This window comes from Variovorax sp. PvP013, from assembly GCF_050435945.1.
GTDB lineage: Bacteria > Pseudomonadota > Gammaproteobacteria > Burkholderiales > Burkholderiaceae_C > Variovorax.
The window spans coordinates 165,994-182,694 of sequence record NZ_JBNDLF010000001.1 but is presented as its reverse complement, the minus strand read 5'-3'; the positions used below and the strand labels follow the sequence as shown (position 1 = coordinate 182,694).

Below are 16,701 nucleotides of genomic sequence, written 5' to 3'. Positions count from 1 at the left end.
CCGGGCCGTCCGCTGCTCACTCCGATTGCACCCATGCCCGCTGTCGCCGAACTGCCTGTCGCTTCCTTCTCCTCCGCCGCTGCGGCGCCCGCCTGGGGCGGCCGTCTCGCGACGATGGACCGCCGCAAACGCCTGCGCCTGGCGCTCGGCGTGGCCGTGCTGGTGGCCGTGGCGGTCGCCGCCGTCGTGCTCGGCCGCCAGCCCGACTGGCGCGTGCTGTTCGCCAACCTGAGCGACAAGGACGGCGGCGCCGTCGTCGCCCAGCTCACGACGATGAACATCCCCTACAAGTACTCCGAGGGCGGCGGCGCGGTCATGGTGCCGGCCGACAAGGTCCACGACGTGCGCCTGCGGCTGGCCTCGCAGGGCCTGCCCAAGGGCTCGGTCGCCGGCTTCGAGCTGATGGAGAACAGCCGCTTCGGCATGACGCAGTTCCAGGAGAAGCTCAACTTCCAGCGCGGGCTCGAGGGCGAGCTCACGCGCTCGATCCAGGCCCTGGGCTCGGTGCAGAGCGCCCGCGTGCACCTGGCGCTGCCGAGCCAGAACGGCTTCTTCCGCGAGCAGCAGAAGCCCTCGGCCTCGGTGCTGCTGAGCCTCTACCCGGGCCGCGCGCTGGAGCGCGCCCAGATCGCCGGCATCGTCCACCTGGTGGCCTCCAGCGTGCCCGAACTCGCCCCCACCGCCGTCAGCGTGCTCGACGACAGCGGCAAGCTGCTGTCGGACAGCGGCACCGCGGGCGACGCCGCCGGCGCCGTCGACGGCCAGCAGCTGCAGTACCGCCAGCAGCTCGAACAGCTCTACACCCGCCGCATCCTGGACATCCTGGAGCCGGTGGTCGGCCGCCAGAACGTCAAGGCGCAGGTCACGGCCGACGTCGACTTCTCGCAGACCGAGGCCACCTCGGAGGAGCACCGCCCCAACCTCACGGCCGACGCCAGCGCGGTGCGCAGCCAGCAGACGGTGGAGACCACCGGCGCCGCCGCGGCCGGCGCCGCCGCAGGCGGCGTGCCCGGCGCCACCACCAACCAGCCCCCCGGCCCCTCGACCGCCCCGGTCAACGGCGCCGCCGCGCCGCTGGCGCCGACGGCGGCCACGGCCGGCGCGACCGCCGCCACGGCGGCCGGCGCCAAGCCGCCGGGCAAGCGCGAGTCGATCACCAACTACGAGGTCGACAAGACCGTCAAGACCGTGCGCGGCGCCACCGGCCAGATCCGCCGCCTGAGCGCGGCCGTGGTGGTCAACTACCAGAACATCGCCGACGCCCAGGGCAAGAGCAGCCCGACCGCGCTGTCGGCCCAGCAGATCGAGCAGATGACGGCGCTGGTGCGCGAGACCATCGGCTTCAGCAAGGACCGCGGCGACTCGGTCAACCTGATGAACACGCCCTTCCTGGTCGACGCGACGGCCCCGGCGCCCGAGCTGCCGCTGTGGAAGAAGCCCGAGACCCTGGAGCTGGTGCGCAGCCTGGCCTGGCCGATCGGCCTGGCGGTGATCGGCACGATCGTGCTGTTCGGCATGGTGCGCCCCGGCCTGAAGGCGATGGCCGTGGTGCCGCCGCCCGCCGCCCTGCCCGCGCCGGGCACGGCCGCCGTCCTCGCCGCGCCCGGCGCCACGCTCGACGCCATGCTGTCCGAGGAACCCCTGCGCCCGGCGCTGGCCTCGCCCGCGAACGCCGGCGGTCCGGCCAGCCTCGCCAATGCGGCCGCCGCCGCCGCGCTGCCGACGCCGGCCGAGGTGGTGCCCGAACAGGCCCGCCTCGAGGGCGCCCGCCAGATGGCGCGCGACAACCCCGGCGCGGTAGCCAACATCGTCAAGGGCTGGGTCAACGGCGATGCCGCCGCGACCCCGGCCGGAGCCTGATCCGACATGGCCATGGACGAACAGGGACTCAGCGACGCGGCGATCCTGCTGATGTCGCTCGGCGAGGAAGAGGCCGGCCAGGTGCTGCGCCACCTCTCGCCGCGCGAGGTGCAGAAGATCGGCGAGACCATCGCCAAGACGCGCGCCGTCTCGCGCGAACGCCTGGGCGAGGTGGCCGACCGCTTCGTCACCGCCACGGCCGGACAGAGCCTGTTCGCCGCCGACACCAGCGACTACGTGCGCGCGGTGATGCAGCGCGCGCTGGGCGAGGAGAAGGCGGCGATCCTGGTCGACCGCATCCTGCAGACGGCCGACCTCACCGGCATCGAAAACCTCAAGTGGATGGACGCCGCTTCGGTGGCCGAGGTGCTGAAGGTGGAGCACCCGCAGATCGTCGCGGCGATCCTGGTGCACCTGGAGGCCGAGCACGCCTCGGCCATCCTGGTGGCCCTGCCCGAGGCCCTGCGCGCCGAGGTGCTGCTGCGCGTGGCCACGCTCGAGGGCATCCAGCCGGCCGCGCTGGAGGACTTGAACGAGGTCATGTTCCGCGTGCTGGCCGGCGGCGGCAAGATCAAGAAGGCGTCCCTGGGCGGCGCCAAGACCGCCGCCGGGATGATCAACATGCTCGGCGCCGGCGTGGACACCCAGGCGATCGACGCCATCCGCATGCACGACCCCGACCTGGCCCAGCAGATCGCCGACCTGATGTTCGTCTTCGACGACGTCATGAAGCTCGACGACAAGGCGCTGCAGCTGGTCCTGAAGGAGGTCGCCTCCGAGACGCTCATCGTCGCCCTCAAGGGCGCCGCGCCGGCATTGCGCGACAAGTTCCTGGCCAACATGTCCTCGCGCGCGGCCGAGTCGCTGCGCGAGGACCTGGAGTCGCGCGGCCCGATGCGGCTGTCCGAGGTCGAGGCGCAGCAGAAGGAGATCCTGAAGGCGGTGCGCCGCCTGGCCGACGACGGCCAGATCACCCTGGGCAGCGGCGGCGGCGGTTTCGTCTGACGAAGAAGAACTGAGCAGAAGCATCCATGAAGACCGCCCTCATCCCCAGCGAGGACATCGCCGGCTTCTCGCGCTGGCGCTTCGAGCGCGTCGGCGCCCCGGCCGTCGTGCCGGAAGACCCGCGCGAGACCGAGTCCGCCCACCAGCAGGCGCTGTGGCAGGCCCGCCAGGACGCCCTGGCCGAAGGCCACGCCAGCGGCCGCGCCGAGGCCATGGCCGAGGCGCAGGCCCACATGGAGAACTGGTTCGCCACCCACGGCCAGGAGACCGCCACCCGCCTTGCCGCCCTGCTCGCGACCGTCGAGACCGGCCTGGCCGAGGCGCAGCAGGACATCGCGCGCGGCACGCTGGAGATCGCCTGCGCCCTGGCGCGCCAGGTGCTGCGCCACGAGATGGCGACGCAGCCGCGCGCCCTGGAACCGGTGGTGCGCGAGGCCCTGGGCCTGCTGATGGCCGACGGGCGCAACGCCGTCGTGCGGCTGTCGCCGGTCGACTTCGAAGCGCTCGATGTCCACCTGCGCGCGGAGTTCGCCGGCCAGGCCGTCGGCGTCGTCGCCGACGCGGCGCTGGCGCCGGGCGACTGCCGGGTCGAATGCGCCGGCGCCGTGATCGACGGCGGCATGGCCACGCGCTGGGCGCGCGCCGTCGCCAGCCTGGGGCTGGACATGCCGTGGCAGCCGCACCCCGTGGCCGTCGCCGCTCACGCCCCCGTCGGCGCCCCCGCGGAGCGCGACCATGTCGCCTGAACGCGCCGCCTGGCAGCGCTACATGGACGACGCCCGGGCGCGCGTCGAGCGCGCGCCCGGACTGGAGGTCCACGGCACGCTCACGCGGCTGGCCGGCCTGGTGCTGGAGGCCACGGGCATCCGCACGCCGGTGGGCTCGCAGTGCCTGATCCACCAGGCGCACCAGTCGCCGGTGCTGGCCGAGGTGGTGGGCTTCTCCGGCGACCGCGCCTTCCTGATGCCGGCGGGCGACGTCCACGGACTGTCCAGCGGCGCCGGCGTGGTGCCCGCGGCGCCCTACGTGCCGCTGCCGCGCCTGGGCGAGCCCGAGCACGACGTCGCCATCAGCATCGGCGCGCTGCGCCTGCCGCTGGGCGCCGGACTGCTCGGCCGCGTGGTCGACCCGCAGGGCCGGCCGATGGACCACCAGGGCCCGGTCACCGACGTCAAGGCCGAGCCGATGGACCGCCGCCCGATCAACGCCATGGACCGCGACCCGGTGCGCGAGCCGCTGGACACCGGCGTGCGCGCCATCAACGCCCTGCTCACCGTCGGGCGCGGCCAGCGCATCGGCCTGTTCGCCGGCTCGGGCGTGGGCAAGAGCGTGCTGCTGGGGATGATGGCGCGCTACACCGAGGCCGACGTCATCGTGGTCGGCCTGATCGGCGAGCGCGGGCGCGAAGTCAAGGAGTTCATCGAGGACATCCTGGGCGCCGAGGGCCGCGCGCGCTCGGTGGTGGTTGCCGCACCGGCCGACGCGCCGCCGCTCTTGCGCATGCAGGGCGCGGCCTACGCCACGGCCATCGCCGAGCACTTCCGCGACAAGGGCCAGCACGTGCTGCTGCTGATGGACTCGCTCACGCGCTATGCCATGGCGCAGCGCGAGATCGCCCTGGCCATCGGCGAGCCGCCGGCCACCAAGGGCTATCCGCCGTCGTGCTTCGCCAAGCTGCCGCAGCTGGTGGAGCGCAGCGGCAACGGCCTGAACGGCGTCGGCTCGATCACCGCCTTCTACACCGTGCTCTCCGAGGGCGACGACCAGCAGGACCCGATTGCCGACGCCGCGCGCGCCATCCTCGACGGCCACATCGTGCTCTCGCGCGCCCTGGCCGAGGAGGCGCACTTCCCGGCCATCGACATCGAGCAGTCGGCCTCGCGCGTGATGCACAACGTCGTCTCGCGCGAGCACCTGGCCGCCGCGCGCGACTTCCGCGCCACCTACTCGCGCTACCGCAAGAGCCGCGACCTGGTGCGCCTGGGCGTGTACGTGGCCGGCAGCGATCCCGCGCTCGACCAGGCGATCCGCCGCCAGCCGGCCATGAGCGCCTTCCTGCAGCAGGCCATGCACGAGGGCGCGCCCTTCGCTTCGAGCCTGGACCACATGGCCCAAACCCTCGGATGACACATCCTCTCTTCCCGATCCGGAGAACTTCCGCATGACCCGAATGAACGGCCTCGAACTCGCGCTCCAGCAGGCGCTCGAGCGGCGCGACGCCGCCGCGCGCGTGGTGGCGCAGGCCCGCCAGGGCTGGGCCGCCGCGCGCGCGCAGCTCGACCAGCTGGAGACCTACGCCAGCGAATGCACCGACCGCTGGGCCGCCAAGCAGATCGGCTGCCAGCCGGAGATCATGCGGCACCACTACCAGTTCATGGCCCGCCTGACGCACGCCATCGTGCTGCAGACCGGCATCGTGAGCGACGCCCTGGCCGGCATCGAGCGCGAGACCGGCGCGCTGCGCGAGACCGAATCCCGCCTGGAGAGCCTGCGCCAGCTCAACGCGACGCGGCTGCTCGGCGAGCGGCAGGTGCAGGACCGGCGCGAGCAGAAGCAGTCCGACGAGACCGCCTCGCTGCAGTACCGCCGCATGGTCGAGCTGCGCATGAGCGAGGGCGCGCGATGAGAACGAACGAATCGCAGGGCGCCGGCCTCTCCGTCCTGGCCGCGCTCTCGGGCACGCCGCGCGCGCCGGGCCGCGACGCATCGGGCGAGCGCGAGGCCGGTGGCGGCTTCCGCTCGGCCCTCGCCGCGGTCGAGCCGCCGCCGGCGCCGCCCGCGCGCGAGAAGGCCCCGACGGCCGCGAAGAGCCCGGCACCGGCCCGCACCGAGGCGAAGGCGCCCCGCGCGGAGACCGCTCCGAAGGACGCCGCCGCGCCCGCCGAGGCCCGCGCCGACGCCGGATCTGCCGGGCGCGCCGCCACGGACCCCGACGCCGACCCGGCCCGCGACGGCCGCGAGCCGGACGGCGGCACGGCCTCCGCCGCCGGCGCGACCGCGGCGGCGAACGGCGATGCCGCGACCCCGACCCCGCAGGACACGCAGGCGACGGCGGCGACACCGGCCATCGACACCGCCCTGCTGCTGGCGCAGAGCGGCCTGATGGCGGCGGCGACCCTGCCGGTGCCGCCGGCGACGACGCCGGGCGGAACGGTCCGCCTCGCGGGCGCCGCGGGCACGCCGGCGATCGGCGACGCGACGGACGGCGGACCCGCCGCCGGCGGCGCCCGATCGCCGATCGCGTCGACCCGGCCGGGACCGGCCGCCGGCACGGCGGAGACGACCACGGCCGATGCGGCCGGCGCGTCCCTCGCCTCCGGTGCGGCGACCGGCGCGGGCCAGCCCCCGACCTGGCGCCCCGCGACCGCCGGACGCGGCCGGACCGGCGGCCTCGACGCCGCCACCGCCACCGCGGACGATCCCGCCAGGGCGCGCGACGCCGCGGCCGGCGCGGCCACCGCCGCGCGGCTGGCCTCCGCGACGGCCGCGATCCAGGAACGCCGACAGGATCAGGCCGCGTCCGCGGCGCACACCCCCGCCACCCTGCTGCAGCAACGCGCCGCCATCCAGGAAGCCGCGACCGGAACGCTGCCGACGGCCACGGCCGCCGCCTCGGCGGCGGCGACCTCGAGCGCGACGATCGACGCCGCGCTCGCCGCCGGCATCGCCCTGGCGCCGTCGCAGGCCGCGTCGCGGCGCACGGAGCGCACGGGCGGCGCGTCGTCCGGCGTGGACGGCGGCGCCTTCGCCGGCGGCGGCGGCGCGATGCCGGCCGGCTTCGCCTCGACGCTGCCGGCCGACGCCGCCGGCGCCGCCGGGCAGGCCACGGCGGCCGGCGCGTCGGAGAACCTGCTCGACCAGTTCGGCTGGTGGATGGCGCAGAAGACGCAGAGCGCGGAACTCACGGTCGACGTCGGCGGCCAGCCGGTGTCGGTGAGCGTCAAGGTCCAGGGCAACGAGGCGCAGGTGGTGTTCCGCAGCGACGCGCCCGAGGCCCGCCAGGCGCTGGCGCAGGCCCTGCCGCAGCTGCGCGAGATGCTCGGCAGCGAGGGCATGGTGCTGGCCGACGCGTCGGTGGGCGGCCAGGCCGCGGGCGGCGGCGCGGCGGCCGGCGGCGGGCGCGACGGCGCGCGCCCGCCGGCCACCGCGACCCTGGGCGGCAGCGGCGACGGCGGCCGCGCGCAGGTGGGCGCGCCGGTGGCGGCCGCCACCGCGCCGCGCGGCATCGCCGGCCGGCGCTCGCTGGACCTCTACGTCTGAGCGTGCCCTCGCTTCGCGACCCTGCGAAGCCGGCGGCGAAGGCACCGTAAAGCGCCGCTTTCCCGCCCCTTTTTCCGCGCTTCGTCCCGGGCGATCGCTCGAATAATCGGTTCCACGCCACCGGCGCGCCCGCCCGCGAGCGCCCGACTTGGCATCGAACCGACGACCGACCGAACGAACGAAAGCAAGGAACCATCACCGTGTCAGCCAAAGCCGCCGATCCCGCCGCCCCGGCCACCGACAAGCCCAAGGGCAAGAAGGGGCTCGTCATCGCGCTGGTCGCGGTCCTCGTGCTGGCCGGCGCCGGCGGCGGCGGCGCCTGGTACTTCATGAACAAGAAGGGCCACGACGCCACGGCCAAGGAGGAGCCCGCCCACGAGGAGGAGGCGCCCTCGGGCAAGCACGGCGCCGCGCCGGTCTACCTGGCCATGGAGAACATGGTGCTCAACCTGGCCGACCCCGGCGGCGAGCGCGTCGCGCAGGTCGGCATCACGCTGGAGCTGGAGAGCGAGAAGACGGTCGAGAAGATCAAGACGCTGATGCCCAAGGTGCGCAGCGGCGTGCTGATGCTGGTCTCGCAGCGCACCTCCGACGAACTGCTCAAGCGCGACGGCAAGGAGAAGCTCGCCATCGACATCCGCGCCGAGGTCTCCGACGTGCTGGGCTACGAGGTCGAGTCCTCGAAGCCGTCCAAGGCCAAGGCCAAGGCCAAGGGCGACGACGACGAGGACGACGAAGACCCGCCGCCGCGCCGCAAGAAGCGCTCGTCCTACAGCCCGGTGCAGGGCGTGCTGTTCTCCGCCTTCATCGTCCAATGACCGACACCCCCGTCCTCGACGACGCGCCGGCGGCGACGCCCGCCGCCGAGCCGCCGCTGCCGGCGGCCGACGACGCGGTCGCGCGCATGGCCGCCGCGGCGGTGCGCGAGCACGACCTCTCGGTGGCCGACCGCATGGTGCGCCGTCCGATGCCCACGCTGGACATCGTCAACCAGCGCTTCCTGCGCCACCTGCGCGTGGGCGTGTTCCAGTTCCTGCGCCGCAGCGCCGAGATCTCGATCGCGCCGGTCGAGATCTCGACGTACGCCGAGTTCGTCGGCGCGCTGCCCTCGCCCACCAACTACAACGTCGTCTCGCTGCAGCCGCTGCGCGGCCACGGTCTGGTGGTGTGCGAGGCGGCGCTGATCTCGGCCCTGGTCGACGCCCTCTACGGCGGCGCCTGCCGGCTGCAGACGGTGATGGAGGGACGCGATTTCTCGCCCACCGAGCTGCGCGTGATCCAGCGCCTGGTGGGCATCGTCTGCGGCGAATACAACAAGGCCTGGAAGGAGATCTACCCGCTCGAGCTGGCCTACCAGCGCAGCGAGACGCACATCCAGTTCCTCAACGTCGCGGCGCCGGCCGACAAGCTGGTGGTGACCACGCTGCGCTTCGTCGTCGGCGACTTCGAGGGCGCGGTGCGCATCGCCATCCCCTACGCCGTGCTCGACCCGATCCGCGACGTGCTCTACGGCGCCCAGCAGGCCCAGGCCCTGGCCGAGGACCGGCGCTGGGTCACCCTGCTCACGCGCGAGATCCAGGCCGCCGAGGTCACGCTGGTGGCCGACCTGGCCCAGCCCGAACTCACCATCGGCCAGCTGCTGGCGATGAAGCCGGGCGACTTCATCCCCTTCGACCGCGCGCCGCGCGTCGTCGCCTCGGTCGAAGGCACGCCGGTCTTCGCCTGCCACTACGGCACCCACAACGCGCACTACGCGCTGCGCATCGACGAATGCCTGCGCGGGGACGACCCGCACTGGCTTGGAGGAACCCATGTCCGCTGAACCATCCACCCTTTTCGAAGCCCCCCCCGTCGCCGAGGGCGCGGCCTGGGCCGAGGCGCTCGACGCCGGCACGCCCGGCCCGGCCCCCGCGGCCGAGGCGCAGGCGCCGCTGCAGGACATCCAGCGCGTGCTGGACATCCCGGTGCAGCTCACGGTCGAGCTCGGCCGCAAGAAGGTGCCGATCAAGCACGTGCTGCAGCTCGGCCAGGGCTCGATCGTCGAACTCGACACGCTCGCCGGCGAACCCATGGACGTGCTGGTCAACGGCTACCTGGTGGCCCAGGGCGAGGTGGTGGTGGTGAACAACAAGTTCGGCATCCGCCTGACCGACGTCGTGACGCCCTCCGAGCGCCTGCGCCGCGTGAATCGTGGCTGACCGATCGACATGACGCAGAGCCTCATCACCGTCGTCCTGTTCGTCCTGGCGATCCTGTCGATTCCGTTCCTGCTCAAGCGCTGGCAGGAGAAGCGCGGCGGGCTGCTGCCCGGCGCGACGGCGGCCGGGCCGGGCGCCAAGCTGGTCTCGGCGGTCGCCGTCGGGCCTCAGCAGCGCGTCGTCACGGTCGAGGTCGGACCCGAGGGCGCGCGGACCCAGCTGGTGCTGGGCGTGACGGCGCAGTCGATCACCTGCCTGCACACGCTGGGCGGCACCGTTGCCGTTCCAGGCGCCACGTCGGCGTCGCCTTTCACCGCCGCTTCCTTGCCGGGACCCGAGGAACCGTATGTCTGATCGGCCTGTCCCGTCGCGATCGCGCGCGACCTCCCCCGCCGGCATCGCCGGCACCGGCGCCACCGTCGCCGCCCTGCTCGCGCTGGCCGTCCTGGCGCCGTCCGCGCAGGCGCAGGAAACCGGCAGCCAGCTGCCGCTGCTCATCGGCCAGGGCGCCGGCGGCACCAACTTCTCGGTGCCGGTGCAGACCCTGCTGTTCTTCACGGCGCTGTCGTTCCTGCCGGCCATCGTGCTGATGATGACGGGCTTCACCCGCATCGTGATCGTGCTGTCGCTGATGCGCCAGGCGCTGGGCACGCAGTCGGCGCCGCCCAACCAGGTGGTGATCGGGCTGTCGCTGTTCCTCACCTTCTTCGTCATGGGGCCGACGCTCGACCGCGTCTACGCCGAGGCCTACAAGCCCTACACCGAGAACACCATCGGCTTCGAGGCGGCCATCGCCAAGGCCGAGGCGCCGATGCGCGACTTCATGCTCAAGCAGACCCGCCAGTCCGACTTCGCCCTGTTCGCCCGGCTGGCCCAGCTGCCCGCCGGCACCACCGCCCAGACCGCGCCGATGCGCGTGCTGATCCCGGCCTTCGCCACCAGCGAGCTGAAGACGGCCTTCCAGATCGGCTTCATGATCTTCATCCCGTTCCTGGTGATCGACATCGTGGTCTCCAGCGTGCTGATGTCGCTGGGCATGATGATGCTGTCGCCGGTGCTGGTGGCGCTGCCCTTCAAGCTGATGCTGTTCGTGCTGGCCGACGGCTGGAACCTGCTGATCGGCTCGCTCGCCGCGAGCTTCGCCCGATGAATCCCGAGACCGTCGTCACGATGGGCGGCGACGCCCTGGCGATGCTGCTGACGGTGTCGATGCCGGTGCTGCTGACCGTGCTGGCCGTCGGGCTGGTGGTGAGCATCTTCCAGGCCGTCACGCAGATCAACGAGCAGACCCTGGCCTTCGTGCCCAAGCTGATCGCCGCGGTCGCCGTGCTGGTCGTCACCGGGCCGTGGATCCTGGAGACGCTGGTCGACTACATCCGCCGCGTCATCGAGTCGATCCCGCAGATGGTCCTGTGACGAGGCGCCCGGCGTGCTGACCTTCACCGAGGCCCAGCTGATGGCCTGGATCAGCCCCGTGCTGTGGCCCTTCCTGCGCGTGCTGGGCCTGTTCACCACCTCGCCGATCTTCTCCTCGCGCGCCTTCCCCATCCGTGCCCGCGTCGGCCTGGCCTTCATGGTCGCGCTGTGCGCGCAGGCGACGCTGCCGCCGCAGCCCGCGATCGGCCTCGACGACGTCGCGGGCATCGGCACGCTGGTCCAGCAGGTGGGCATCGGCATGACGATCGGCTTCGCGGTGCGGCTGATCTTCGCGACCATCGAGCTGGCCGGCGAGCTCGTCGGCCTGCAGATGGGCCTGAACTTCGCCGCCTTCTTCGACCCCATGAGCAACGCCCAGGTCAGCGCGGTGTCGCGCTTCTTCGGCAACATGGCGGTGCTGCTGTTCATCGCCGTCAACGGCCACCTCACGGTGCTGATGGCGGTGATCAGGAGCTTCGACGCCTTCCCGGTCGGCGGCAGCATCCTCCAGGCGCTGGCGCGGCTGCGCATGCACGAGCTCGGCGCCGACCTGTTCGCCAGCGCGCTGTGGATCGCCCTGCCGATGATCGGCCTGCTGCTGTTCGTCAACCTGGTGCTGGGCGTGATCTCGCGCGTCGCGCCGCAGATGAACATCTACGCCATCGGCTTCCCCGTGACCCTGACCGCCGGCCTCGCCGGCATCGCCCTGGTGCTGCCGATGATGGAGCAGCCGCTGCTGCTGGCGATGGAGCGGATGCTGTCGCTGTTCATGGGAGGGCGGTGACGCCGGCGACGCGTCCGGTCACGCCCCGCTTCCCGGAGCGACCGACGCGGCGTCGCCGCCTCGACGCCCCCCGCGCCCGCGCAAGGTCCGGAACGCCGCCGCCACGATCAGCGCGCCGCCGGCCCATCCCGACGCGTCGAGCGTCTCGCCCAGCCAGGCGACGGCGAACAGCGCGCCCCAGGCGGGCTCGGTGCCCATCAGCAGTCCGACCCGGCTCGGCGCGCTGTGCCGCAGCGCCCAGTTCTGCGCGACGAAGGCGAACACCGTGCAGCCGCCGACGAGGTAGAGCGTGGCGAGCCAGAACGCGCCGTCGCGCGGCAGCGGCGGCAGCCCGCCGGGCAGACACGCCGCCAGCGCCAGGCAGCCCAGTCCCACCACCAGGGACTGCACCACCGTCAGCGCCGCCATCGGCGCCCTCGCGTGGCGGCGCGCGAGGCGGCTGGTGGCACACACCGTGACGGCGCGCAGCACGGCGGCGCCCAGCATCAGCGCATCGCCCGCGCCCCACCGCATCCGCCAGTCGCCCGCCAGCAGCGCCGCCCCCAGCAGCGACACGGCCGCGAAGCCGAACATCGCCGGCGCCGGCCGCCGCCCGAGCATCGACCACTCGGCGAAAGGCGTGAAGACCACGCACAGGCTGATCAGCAGCGCGGCGTTGCTGGCCTGGGTCAGGGCCAGTCCCCGGGTCTCGCAGACGAAGATCGCCATCAGCAGGCCGCCCAGCGGCAGGCCGGCGCGCAGTGCGTCGCGCCATTGCGCGCGCGTGACGCGCAGGCAGGCCGGCGCCAGCAGCATCGCGGCGAGCAGGAAGCGCACGGCCAGGAAGCCCAGCACCGGGTAGTGCGCCAGCGCGCCCTTGGCGACGCCGTAGCTGGTGCCCCAGACGACGGCCACGAGCAGGAGGGTCAGATCGGATGCGCGCAGCGCCCAGGGAGCGCCGATGGAGGGAGCGGTGGTCATGCCGACGATGATGGATTGGCTCAGGCGATTCGATAATCCCGCCCTTGCGAACAACATCCGTTCCCCATGCGCACGAATGAAGCCCTGGACAGCCTGGCCGACATGGCCGTGTTCGCGCGCGTGGTCGAGGCGGGCAGCTTCTCCGGCGCGGCGCGCGACCTGGGCCTCACGCCCTCGGCGGTCAGCCGCCAGGTGGCGCGGCTGGAGACCGTGCTGCGCGTGCGGCTGCTGGAGCGCACCACGCGGCGGCTGCGCCCGACCGAGGCCGGTCACGCGGCCTTCGCCCGCTGCCAGGGCCTCGAAGCCTCGGCGCGCGAGGTCCTGTCGCTCGCCGGCCACCATGCCGACGTGCCCAGCGGGCTGGTGCGCATGAGCGCCCCGAAGGCCTACGGCCGCCAGCGCCTGCATCCGCTGGTGCCCGCCTTCCTGGCCGCGCACCCCCGGGTCGACGTGCAGCTGGTGATCACCGACCGCACGGTGGACCTGTACGCCGAGGACGTCGACGTCGCCGTGCGCATCACCGACACGCCGCCGCCCGGGCTGGCCGGCCGCCCGCTCGAGGTGGTGGAGCACCTGGTGTGCGCGAGCCCGGCCTACCTGGCGGCGCGCGGCGTGCCGGCGCACCCGCGCGAGCTGGCGGCGCACGACTGCCTCTACCTGGGCGAGGACGAGCGCGACCGGCACTGGCGCTTCGAGCGGCCCGGCAAGGGCGCGGCCGGCGCGGCCACGGTCAAGGTGCGGGGCCGCTACGTCGCCAACCACAGCGAGGTGCGCTGCGAGGCCGCCGTCGCCGGCCTCGGCATCGCCACGCTGCCGGACTTCACGGCGGCGTCGGCGCTGGCGAGCGGCTCACTGGTGCGCGTGCTGGGCGACTGGCGCCACGCGACGGCGTACTCCGGCACGGCGTGGCTGCTCTATCCGCCCAACCGCTTCCTGCCCGCGCGCGTGCGGGCGTGGATCGATCACGTCGCGGCGCGCTGAACGCCCGCCGGGAAGAGCCGCACCATCCTGAGCCCCGTGGGGGTGATCCGCGTCACGGTCGCGGAGGGGTGCTTCCAGCCGTTCGGGGTGCGGATCGCCTTTTCCATCCGGGCCTCGACGTGACCGCCGAGCACCAGGATGTGGACGGCGTCGACGAGTTCGCCGCCCCTGACGACCATGGGAAGATCTTGCGTGGACAGGATGCGGAGAAGGGATGACGCCATGCCGGTATTCTGAATCTGAACGATTCGAACACGCGACGGCGGCACCGCTCAAAAACGCGTTCGAAGCGTCAAATTCACGAAGCGCCTGTCGCCGTAGTTCGGATAGTCCAGCGTCGCCCAGTAGCGCTTGTCGGCGGCGTTGAAGACCGCCACGCTCAGGGTCGTCGCATTGTCGAAGCGCCAGCTGGCGTTGAGGTTGAGCAGACCGAAGGGCGACTGCCCGACCGTCGCCGGACCGGCCGGGCTGGGCACGTTGACCGCGTCCATGCGGCCCTGCCAGAGCCACTGCGCGCCGACCTCCAGCGGCTGCAGCGCGCCGCCGAAGCGGTACTGCGTGCCCAGCTTCACCAGCCACTCCGGCAGGTTGGCGTAGGTCAGGTCGGTGGCGGCGCGCCGCGTGGCCACGCGCGTCACGCCGGCCGTGGCGCGCCAGTTGGGCGCCAGGCGCGCCGACGCGTCCAGTTCCCAGCCGGTGCTGCGCGTGCCGTTGACGCCGACGTAGGGCGTGCCGCCGTCGGGCAGGCTGCCCGCGGGGCGCGTGTTGTCGACGATGCCGAAGTTGTCCTGCTTGACCTCGAAGACGGCGAAGGAGGCGGCCAGGCCGCGGTCGAGCCACTCGCCCTTGACGCCGATCTCGTTGCTGGTGCCCTGGACCGGGTCGAGCGGGACGTTGTTCCGGTCGCGGTAGTTCTGCGGATTGAAGATGCCGGTGTGGCTGGCGTAGGCCGCCAGTTCGGGCGTCAGGTCGTAGACCAGGCCGAGGAAGGGCGAGGTCTCGCGGCGTACCGACTGCGTCGCGGTGGTGCCGGTGTAGGCGCCGGCGGTGTTGAAGTTGTCGGTCTGGCGACGCCAGTTGGTCACGCGCGCGCCCGTGAGCAGGGCCAGCTCGTCGGTCAGGCGCCAGCGGGCCGAGGCGTAGAAGCCGTCCTGGCGCGTGCGCTGCTCGGTGCGCGCCCCGGTGAGCCGGTAGACCGGTTCCGGCGCCGTGCCGTCCCAGGTGTAGACGTTGGGGATGGTGTAGCTCCAGGCGTTCGCGCCGGCGGTGATGCTGGAGTAGCCGTCGTTGCGCGTGGTGGTGCGCAGGCTGCTCACGCCCAGCGTCAGGTCGTGGCGCCGCCCGCCCAGGCTGAACTTGCCCGTGAGGTAGGTGTCGAGCGTGTCCTGCGTCTCGGCGCCGCCGCCGACCGCGCCGTAGAGGCGCACGCCCGCGCCCGTGGCGCGGTCGACGAAGGGCGCGCTGGAGGTGGTGCGGCCGTAGGCGTAGGTGCGCAGACTGAAGTTCTCGCCCTCGGTGTGGTTGTAGCTGGCCTTGAGCGACCAGTCGTCGTCGATCTGGTGGTCGACGGTGGCGAACACGGTGCCGGACTCGCGCGACCAGCGCGTCCAGGCCGGCGAGAAGTTGCTCGAGCGCGGCAGGTCGGCCAGGCCGCCGTCGGCGGCGAAGCGCGGGATCGTGCCCCACAGGCCGGCGATGGGGTCGTTGTCCTGGCGCTGGTAGCCCAGGGAGGCGACGGTGGCGCGGCCGAGGTCGGCCTCGACCACCCCCAGCAGCGCGTACTTGTCCTCCTGGTAGCGGTCGCGGAAGCTGTGGCGCTTCTGCGGCGCGATCACGAAGCGGCTGCGCACGCTGCCGTCCGCGTTGAGCGGCACGTTGAGGTCGAGCTCGCCGCGGTAGAAGTCCCAGGAGCCCGCGCTCAGGGCCACCGAGCCGCCGAAGGTGCGCTGGGGCCGCTTGCGGATCAGGTTGATGGTGGCCGAGGGCGTGCCCACGCCGGTCAGGATGCCGTTGGCGCCGCGCACGATGTCGATGCGCTCGTACAGGGCGGTGTCGAACTCCTGGTTGGTGTTGGCGCTGTAGGTGGGCAGTCCGTCGACCTGGAAGTCGGTGATCTGGAAGCCGCGCGCGTAGTAGAGCGGGCGCTGGGTGTCGTAGAAGCTCACGTGGATGCCGGTGGCGCCGCGCAGCACCGAATCGATGCTCAGGAGCGAGCGCTGCTCGATCTCCGCGCGGTCGACGGTGCTGACCGACTGCGGCGTCTCGCGCGGCGCGAGCGGCAGGCGGGTCGAGGTCGCGCCGACCTCGCGTCCGCTGCTGACCGTGACGGCGGACAGCTCGGGAGCGGCGGCGACGCCACCGGCGTCGGTGGCGTTCTGCGCCCAGGCGGGCAGGCCGGCGACCGCCAGCGCCAGCGTGCCGAGCCGGAACACGCGCTTGGCGGGCAGCGTCGAAGGCGGGCGGGCGGCGCGTCGGAAGGAACGGCGGGAGGAAGGTCGGGAAAGGCGTGTCGTCATGCGGCGGGTCCTGTGGCGGCGGGGTTCATGCCGCTGGACTCGGAAACGCTCGCGCGACGTCACGTCGCGCGGGGAGCAAGCGAGCCAACGGCTGGAAGGCTGGCTGCACCGGGGGTGACCCCTGCCGGTCGGACGACCGGAACGCGATGTGGCTGGAAACGGAAATTGTAATTTGCTCCCGGATTCACCGATCCGGGCGGGGCACGCTTCCCGACTTCAGGCGCCGTGAAGCGGTCGTCGTCGGGCGGGCCCGGTGCCTAGCGGAAGATCGCGCAGAGCTTGTTGCCGTCCGGGTCGCGCACGTAGGCCAGGTGCATCGGCCCCATGCCGCCGTCGCGCGGGCCGGGCGGCTCCTCGATCGAGGTGCCGCCGTGGGCGACCGCGACGTCGTGGAAGCGCTGCAGCTGCTCGGGCGAGCCGCACTTGAAGCCGATGGTGCCGCCGTTGGCCGGGGTCGCCGTCTGGCCGTCGATCGGCTGGCTGACGCCGAAGCTGTTGCCGGCATGCCGCCAGAAGAGCCGGACGTGGCCGGAGGCGGCCGTGTTGCGCACCGCCGGACCCGCGCCGAGCACGCCGAGCACGGCGTCGTAGAAGCGCTGGGACCGTTCGATGTCGTTCGATCCGACCATGACGTGGTTGAACATGCCGATGTCTCTCTTTCCTGTTCGTTGGAGGGGATTCGCGGCCCGCGTCGTCGCGGGCTTTTTCAGTATGGCATCCG

18 protein-coding genes are annotated in these 16,701 nt (G+C 73.0%); 14 read left to right on the top strand and 4 right to left on the bottom strand.

Going from position 1 to position 16,701, the window contains the following annotated elements:
• The first annotated feature begins 33 nt into the window (after window positions 1-33).
• From fliF to fliR, 13 genes are all read left to right on the top strand, one after another.
• Entirely contained in the window at window positions 34-1,860 is a 1,827-nt protein-coding gene (fliF, locus tag ABID77_RS00915; protein WP_429589579.1) for a flagellar basal-body MS-ring/collar protein FliF, read from the top strand.
• A gap of 12 nt (window positions 1,861-1,872) precedes the next feature.
• The gene (gene fliG, locus ABID77_RS00910; RefSeq protein ID WP_429593206.1) at window positions 1,873-2,865 is read left to right on the top strand and encodes a flagellar motor switch protein FliG; all 993 of its coding nucleotides are present in this window, start codon (window positions 1,873-1,875) and stop codon (window positions 2,863-2,865) included.
• A gap of 26 nt (window positions 2,866-2,891) precedes the next feature.
• Window positions 2,892-3,611: a FliH/SctL family protein gene (locus ABID77_RS00905; RefSeq protein ID WP_429589576.1), complete on the top strand. Its 720-nt coding sequence runs from the start codon at window positions 2,892-2,894 to the stop codon at window positions 3,609-3,611.
• Between the two features lie 22 nt (window positions 3,612-3,633).
• On the top strand, window positions 3,634-4,992 hold the full coding sequence (fliI, locus tag ABID77_RS00900) for a flagellar protein export ATPase FliI (protein WP_429593203.1): 1,359 nt from the start codon (window positions 3,634-3,636) through the stop codon (window positions 4,990-4,992).
• 34 nt (window positions 4,993-5,026) lie between these two features.
• Window positions 5,027-5,491 carry a flagellar export protein FliJ gene (locus tag ABID77_RS00895; protein WP_429589573.1) on the top strand — a complete coding sequence of 155 codons (465 nt, stop codon included), beginning with the start codon at window positions 5,027-5,029 and terminating at the stop codon, window positions 5,489-5,491.
• Complete coding sequence (locus ABID77_RS00890; protein ID WP_429589570.1) at window positions 5,488-7,125, top strand: flagellar hook-length control protein FliK; 1,638 nt, start codon at window positions 5,488-5,490, stop codon at window positions 7,123-7,125. The genes ABID77_RS00895 and ABID77_RS00890 overlap by 4 nt, the downstream gene beginning before the upstream one ends.
• Window positions 7,126-7,325: 200 nt before the next feature.
• Window positions 7,326-7,943, top strand: coding sequence for a flagellar basal body-associated FliL family protein (locus tag ABID77_RS00885; RefSeq protein WP_429589567.1), 618 nt, complete (start codon window positions 7,326-7,328; stop codon window positions 7,941-7,943).
• The gene (fliM, locus tag ABID77_RS00880; protein ID WP_429589564.1) at window positions 7,940-8,947 is read left to right on the top strand and encodes a flagellar motor switch protein FliM; all 1,008 of its coding nucleotides are present in this window, start codon (window positions 7,940-7,942) and stop codon (window positions 8,945-8,947) included. The genes ABID77_RS00885 and fliM overlap by 4 nt, the downstream gene beginning before the upstream one ends.
• Window positions 8,937-9,323: a flagellar motor switch protein FliN gene (gene fliN, locus ABID77_RS00875; protein ID WP_429589560.1), complete on the top strand. Its 387-nt coding sequence runs from the start codon at window positions 8,937-8,939 to the stop codon at window positions 9,321-9,323. Before fliM ends, fliN begins: the two co-directional genes overlap by 11 nt.
• A gap of 9 nt (window positions 9,324-9,332) precedes the next feature.
• Entirely contained in the window at window positions 9,333-9,677 is a 345-nt protein-coding gene (locus ABID77_RS00870) for a FliO/MopB family protein (RefSeq protein ID WP_429589557.1), read from the top strand.
• Window positions 9,670-10,473: a flagellar type III secretion system pore protein FliP gene (fliP, locus tag ABID77_RS00865; protein ID WP_429589554.1), complete on the top strand. Its 804-nt coding sequence runs from the start codon at window positions 9,670-9,672 to the stop codon at window positions 10,471-10,473. The genes ABID77_RS00870 and fliP overlap by 8 nt, the downstream gene beginning before the upstream one ends.
• Complete coding sequence (fliQ, locus tag ABID77_RS00860; protein WP_429589551.1) at window positions 10,470-10,739, top strand: flagellar biosynthesis protein FliQ; 270 nt, start codon at window positions 10,470-10,472, stop codon at window positions 10,737-10,739. The genes fliP and fliQ overlap by 4 nt, the downstream gene beginning before the upstream one ends.
• A 13-nt stretch (window positions 10,740-10,752) precedes the next feature.
• The gene (fliR, locus tag ABID77_RS00855) at window positions 10,753-11,523 is read left to right on the top strand and encodes a flagellar biosynthetic protein FliR (RefSeq protein ID WP_429589548.1); all 771 of its coding nucleotides are present in this window, start codon (window positions 10,753-10,755) and stop codon (window positions 11,521-11,523) included.
• Between the two features lie 18 nt (window positions 11,524-11,541).
• Here fliR and ABID77_RS00850 read toward each other — a convergent pair whose 3' ends face one another.
• Complete coding sequence (locus ABID77_RS00850) at window positions 11,542-12,483, bottom strand: DMT family transporter (RefSeq protein WP_429589545.1); 942 nt, start codon at window positions 12,481-12,483, stop codon at window positions 11,542-11,544.
• A gap of 66 nt (window positions 12,484-12,549) precedes the next feature.
• Between ABID77_RS00850 and ABID77_RS00845 the strand changes: the two genes are divergently transcribed.
• The gene (locus ABID77_RS00845; protein ID WP_429589542.1) at window positions 12,550-13,464 is read left to right on the top strand and encodes a LysR family transcriptional regulator; all 915 of its coding nucleotides are present in this window, start codon (window positions 12,550-12,552) and stop codon (window positions 13,462-13,464) included.
• Here the strand turns inward: ABID77_RS00845 and ABID77_RS00840 are convergent.
• The 3 genes from ABID77_RS00840 to ABID77_RS00830 form a co-directional block, all read right to left on the bottom strand.
• Window positions 13,446-13,688 carry a hypothetical protein gene (locus ABID77_RS00840; protein ID WP_429589539.1) on the bottom strand — a complete coding sequence of 81 codons (243 nt, stop codon included), beginning with the start codon at window positions 13,686-13,688 and terminating at the stop codon, window positions 13,446-13,448. The two genes, ABID77_RS00845 and ABID77_RS00840, sit on opposite strands and share 19 nt — an antisense overlap.
• 48 nt (window positions 13,689-13,736) lie before the next feature.
• On the bottom strand, window positions 13,737-15,980 hold the full coding sequence (locus ABID77_RS00835; protein ID WP_429589536.1) for a TonB-dependent siderophore receptor: 2,244 nt from the start codon (window positions 15,978-15,980) through the stop codon (window positions 13,737-13,739).
• Window positions 15,981-16,237: 257 nt separating this feature from the next.
• Complete coding sequence (locus ABID77_RS00830; protein WP_429589533.1) at window positions 16,238-16,624, bottom strand: VOC family protein; 387 nt, start codon at window positions 16,622-16,624, stop codon at window positions 16,238-16,240.
• Window positions 16,625-16,701: the final 77 nt, after the last annotated feature.

What these genes read in the sequence shown, in the direction of transcription:
- ABID77_RS00905 (WP_429589576.1), top strand. Translation starts at nt 2,892, where the DNA reads ATGAAGACCGCCCTCATCCCCAGCGAGGACATCGCCGGCTTCTCGCGC.
- ABID77_RS00850 (WP_429589545.1), bottom strand. Translation starts at nt 12,483, where the DNA reads ATGACCACCGCTCCCTCCATCGGCGCTCCCTGGGCGCTGCGCGCATCC.
- ABID77_RS00840 (WP_429589539.1), bottom strand. Translation starts at nt 13,688, where the DNA reads ATGGCGTCATCCCTTCTCCGCATCCTGTCCACGCAAGATCTTCCCATG.
- ABID77_RS00845 (WP_429589542.1), top strand. Translation starts at nt 12,550, where the DNA reads ATGCGCACGAATGAAGCCCTGGACAGCCTGGCCGACATGGCCGTGTTC.
- fliQ (WP_429589551.1), top strand. Translation starts at nt 10,470, where the DNA reads ATGAATCCCGAGACCGTCGTCACGATGGGCGGCGACGCCCTGGCGATG.
- ABID77_RS00890 (WP_429589570.1), top strand. Translation starts at nt 5,488, where the DNA reads ATGAGAACGAACGAATCGCAGGGCGCCGGCCTCTCCGTCCTGGCCGCG.
- ABID77_RS00835 (WP_429589536.1), bottom strand. Translation starts at nt 15,980, where the DNA reads ATGACGACACGCCTTTCCCGACCTTCCTCCCGCCGTTCCTTCCGACGC.
- fliN (WP_429589560.1), top strand. Translation starts at nt 8,937, where the DNA reads ATGTCCGCTGAACCATCCACCCTTTTCGAAGCCCCCCCCGTCGCCGAG.
- ABID77_RS00895 (WP_429589573.1), top strand. Translation starts at nt 5,027, where the DNA reads ATGACCCGAATGAACGGCCTCGAACTCGCGCTCCAGCAGGCGCTCGAG.
- fliP (WP_429589554.1), top strand. Translation starts at nt 9,670, where the DNA reads ATGTCTGATCGGCCTGTCCCGTCGCGATCGCGCGCGACCTCCCCCGCC.
- fliG (WP_429593206.1), top strand. Translation starts at nt 1,873, where the DNA reads ATGGACGAACAGGGACTCAGCGACGCGGCGATCCTGCTGATGTCGCTC.
- ABID77_RS00830 (WP_429589533.1), bottom strand. Translation starts at nt 16,624, where the DNA reads ATGTTCAACCACGTCATGGTCGGATCGAACGACATCGAACGGTCCCAG.
- fliM (WP_429589564.1), top strand. Translation starts at nt 7,940, where the DNA reads ATGACCGACACCCCCGTCCTCGACGACGCGCCGGCGGCGACGCCCGCC.
- fliF (WP_429589579.1), top strand. Translation starts at nt 34, where the DNA reads ATGCCCGCTGTCGCCGAACTGCCTGTCGCTTCCTTCTCCTCCGCCGCT.
- ABID77_RS00870 (WP_429589557.1), top strand. Translation starts at nt 9,333, where the DNA reads ATGACGCAGAGCCTCATCACCGTCGTCCTGTTCGTCCTGGCGATCCTG.
- fliI (WP_429593203.1), top strand. Translation starts at nt 3,634, where the DNA reads ATGGACGACGCCCGGGCGCGCGTCGAGCGCGCGCCCGGACTGGAGGTC.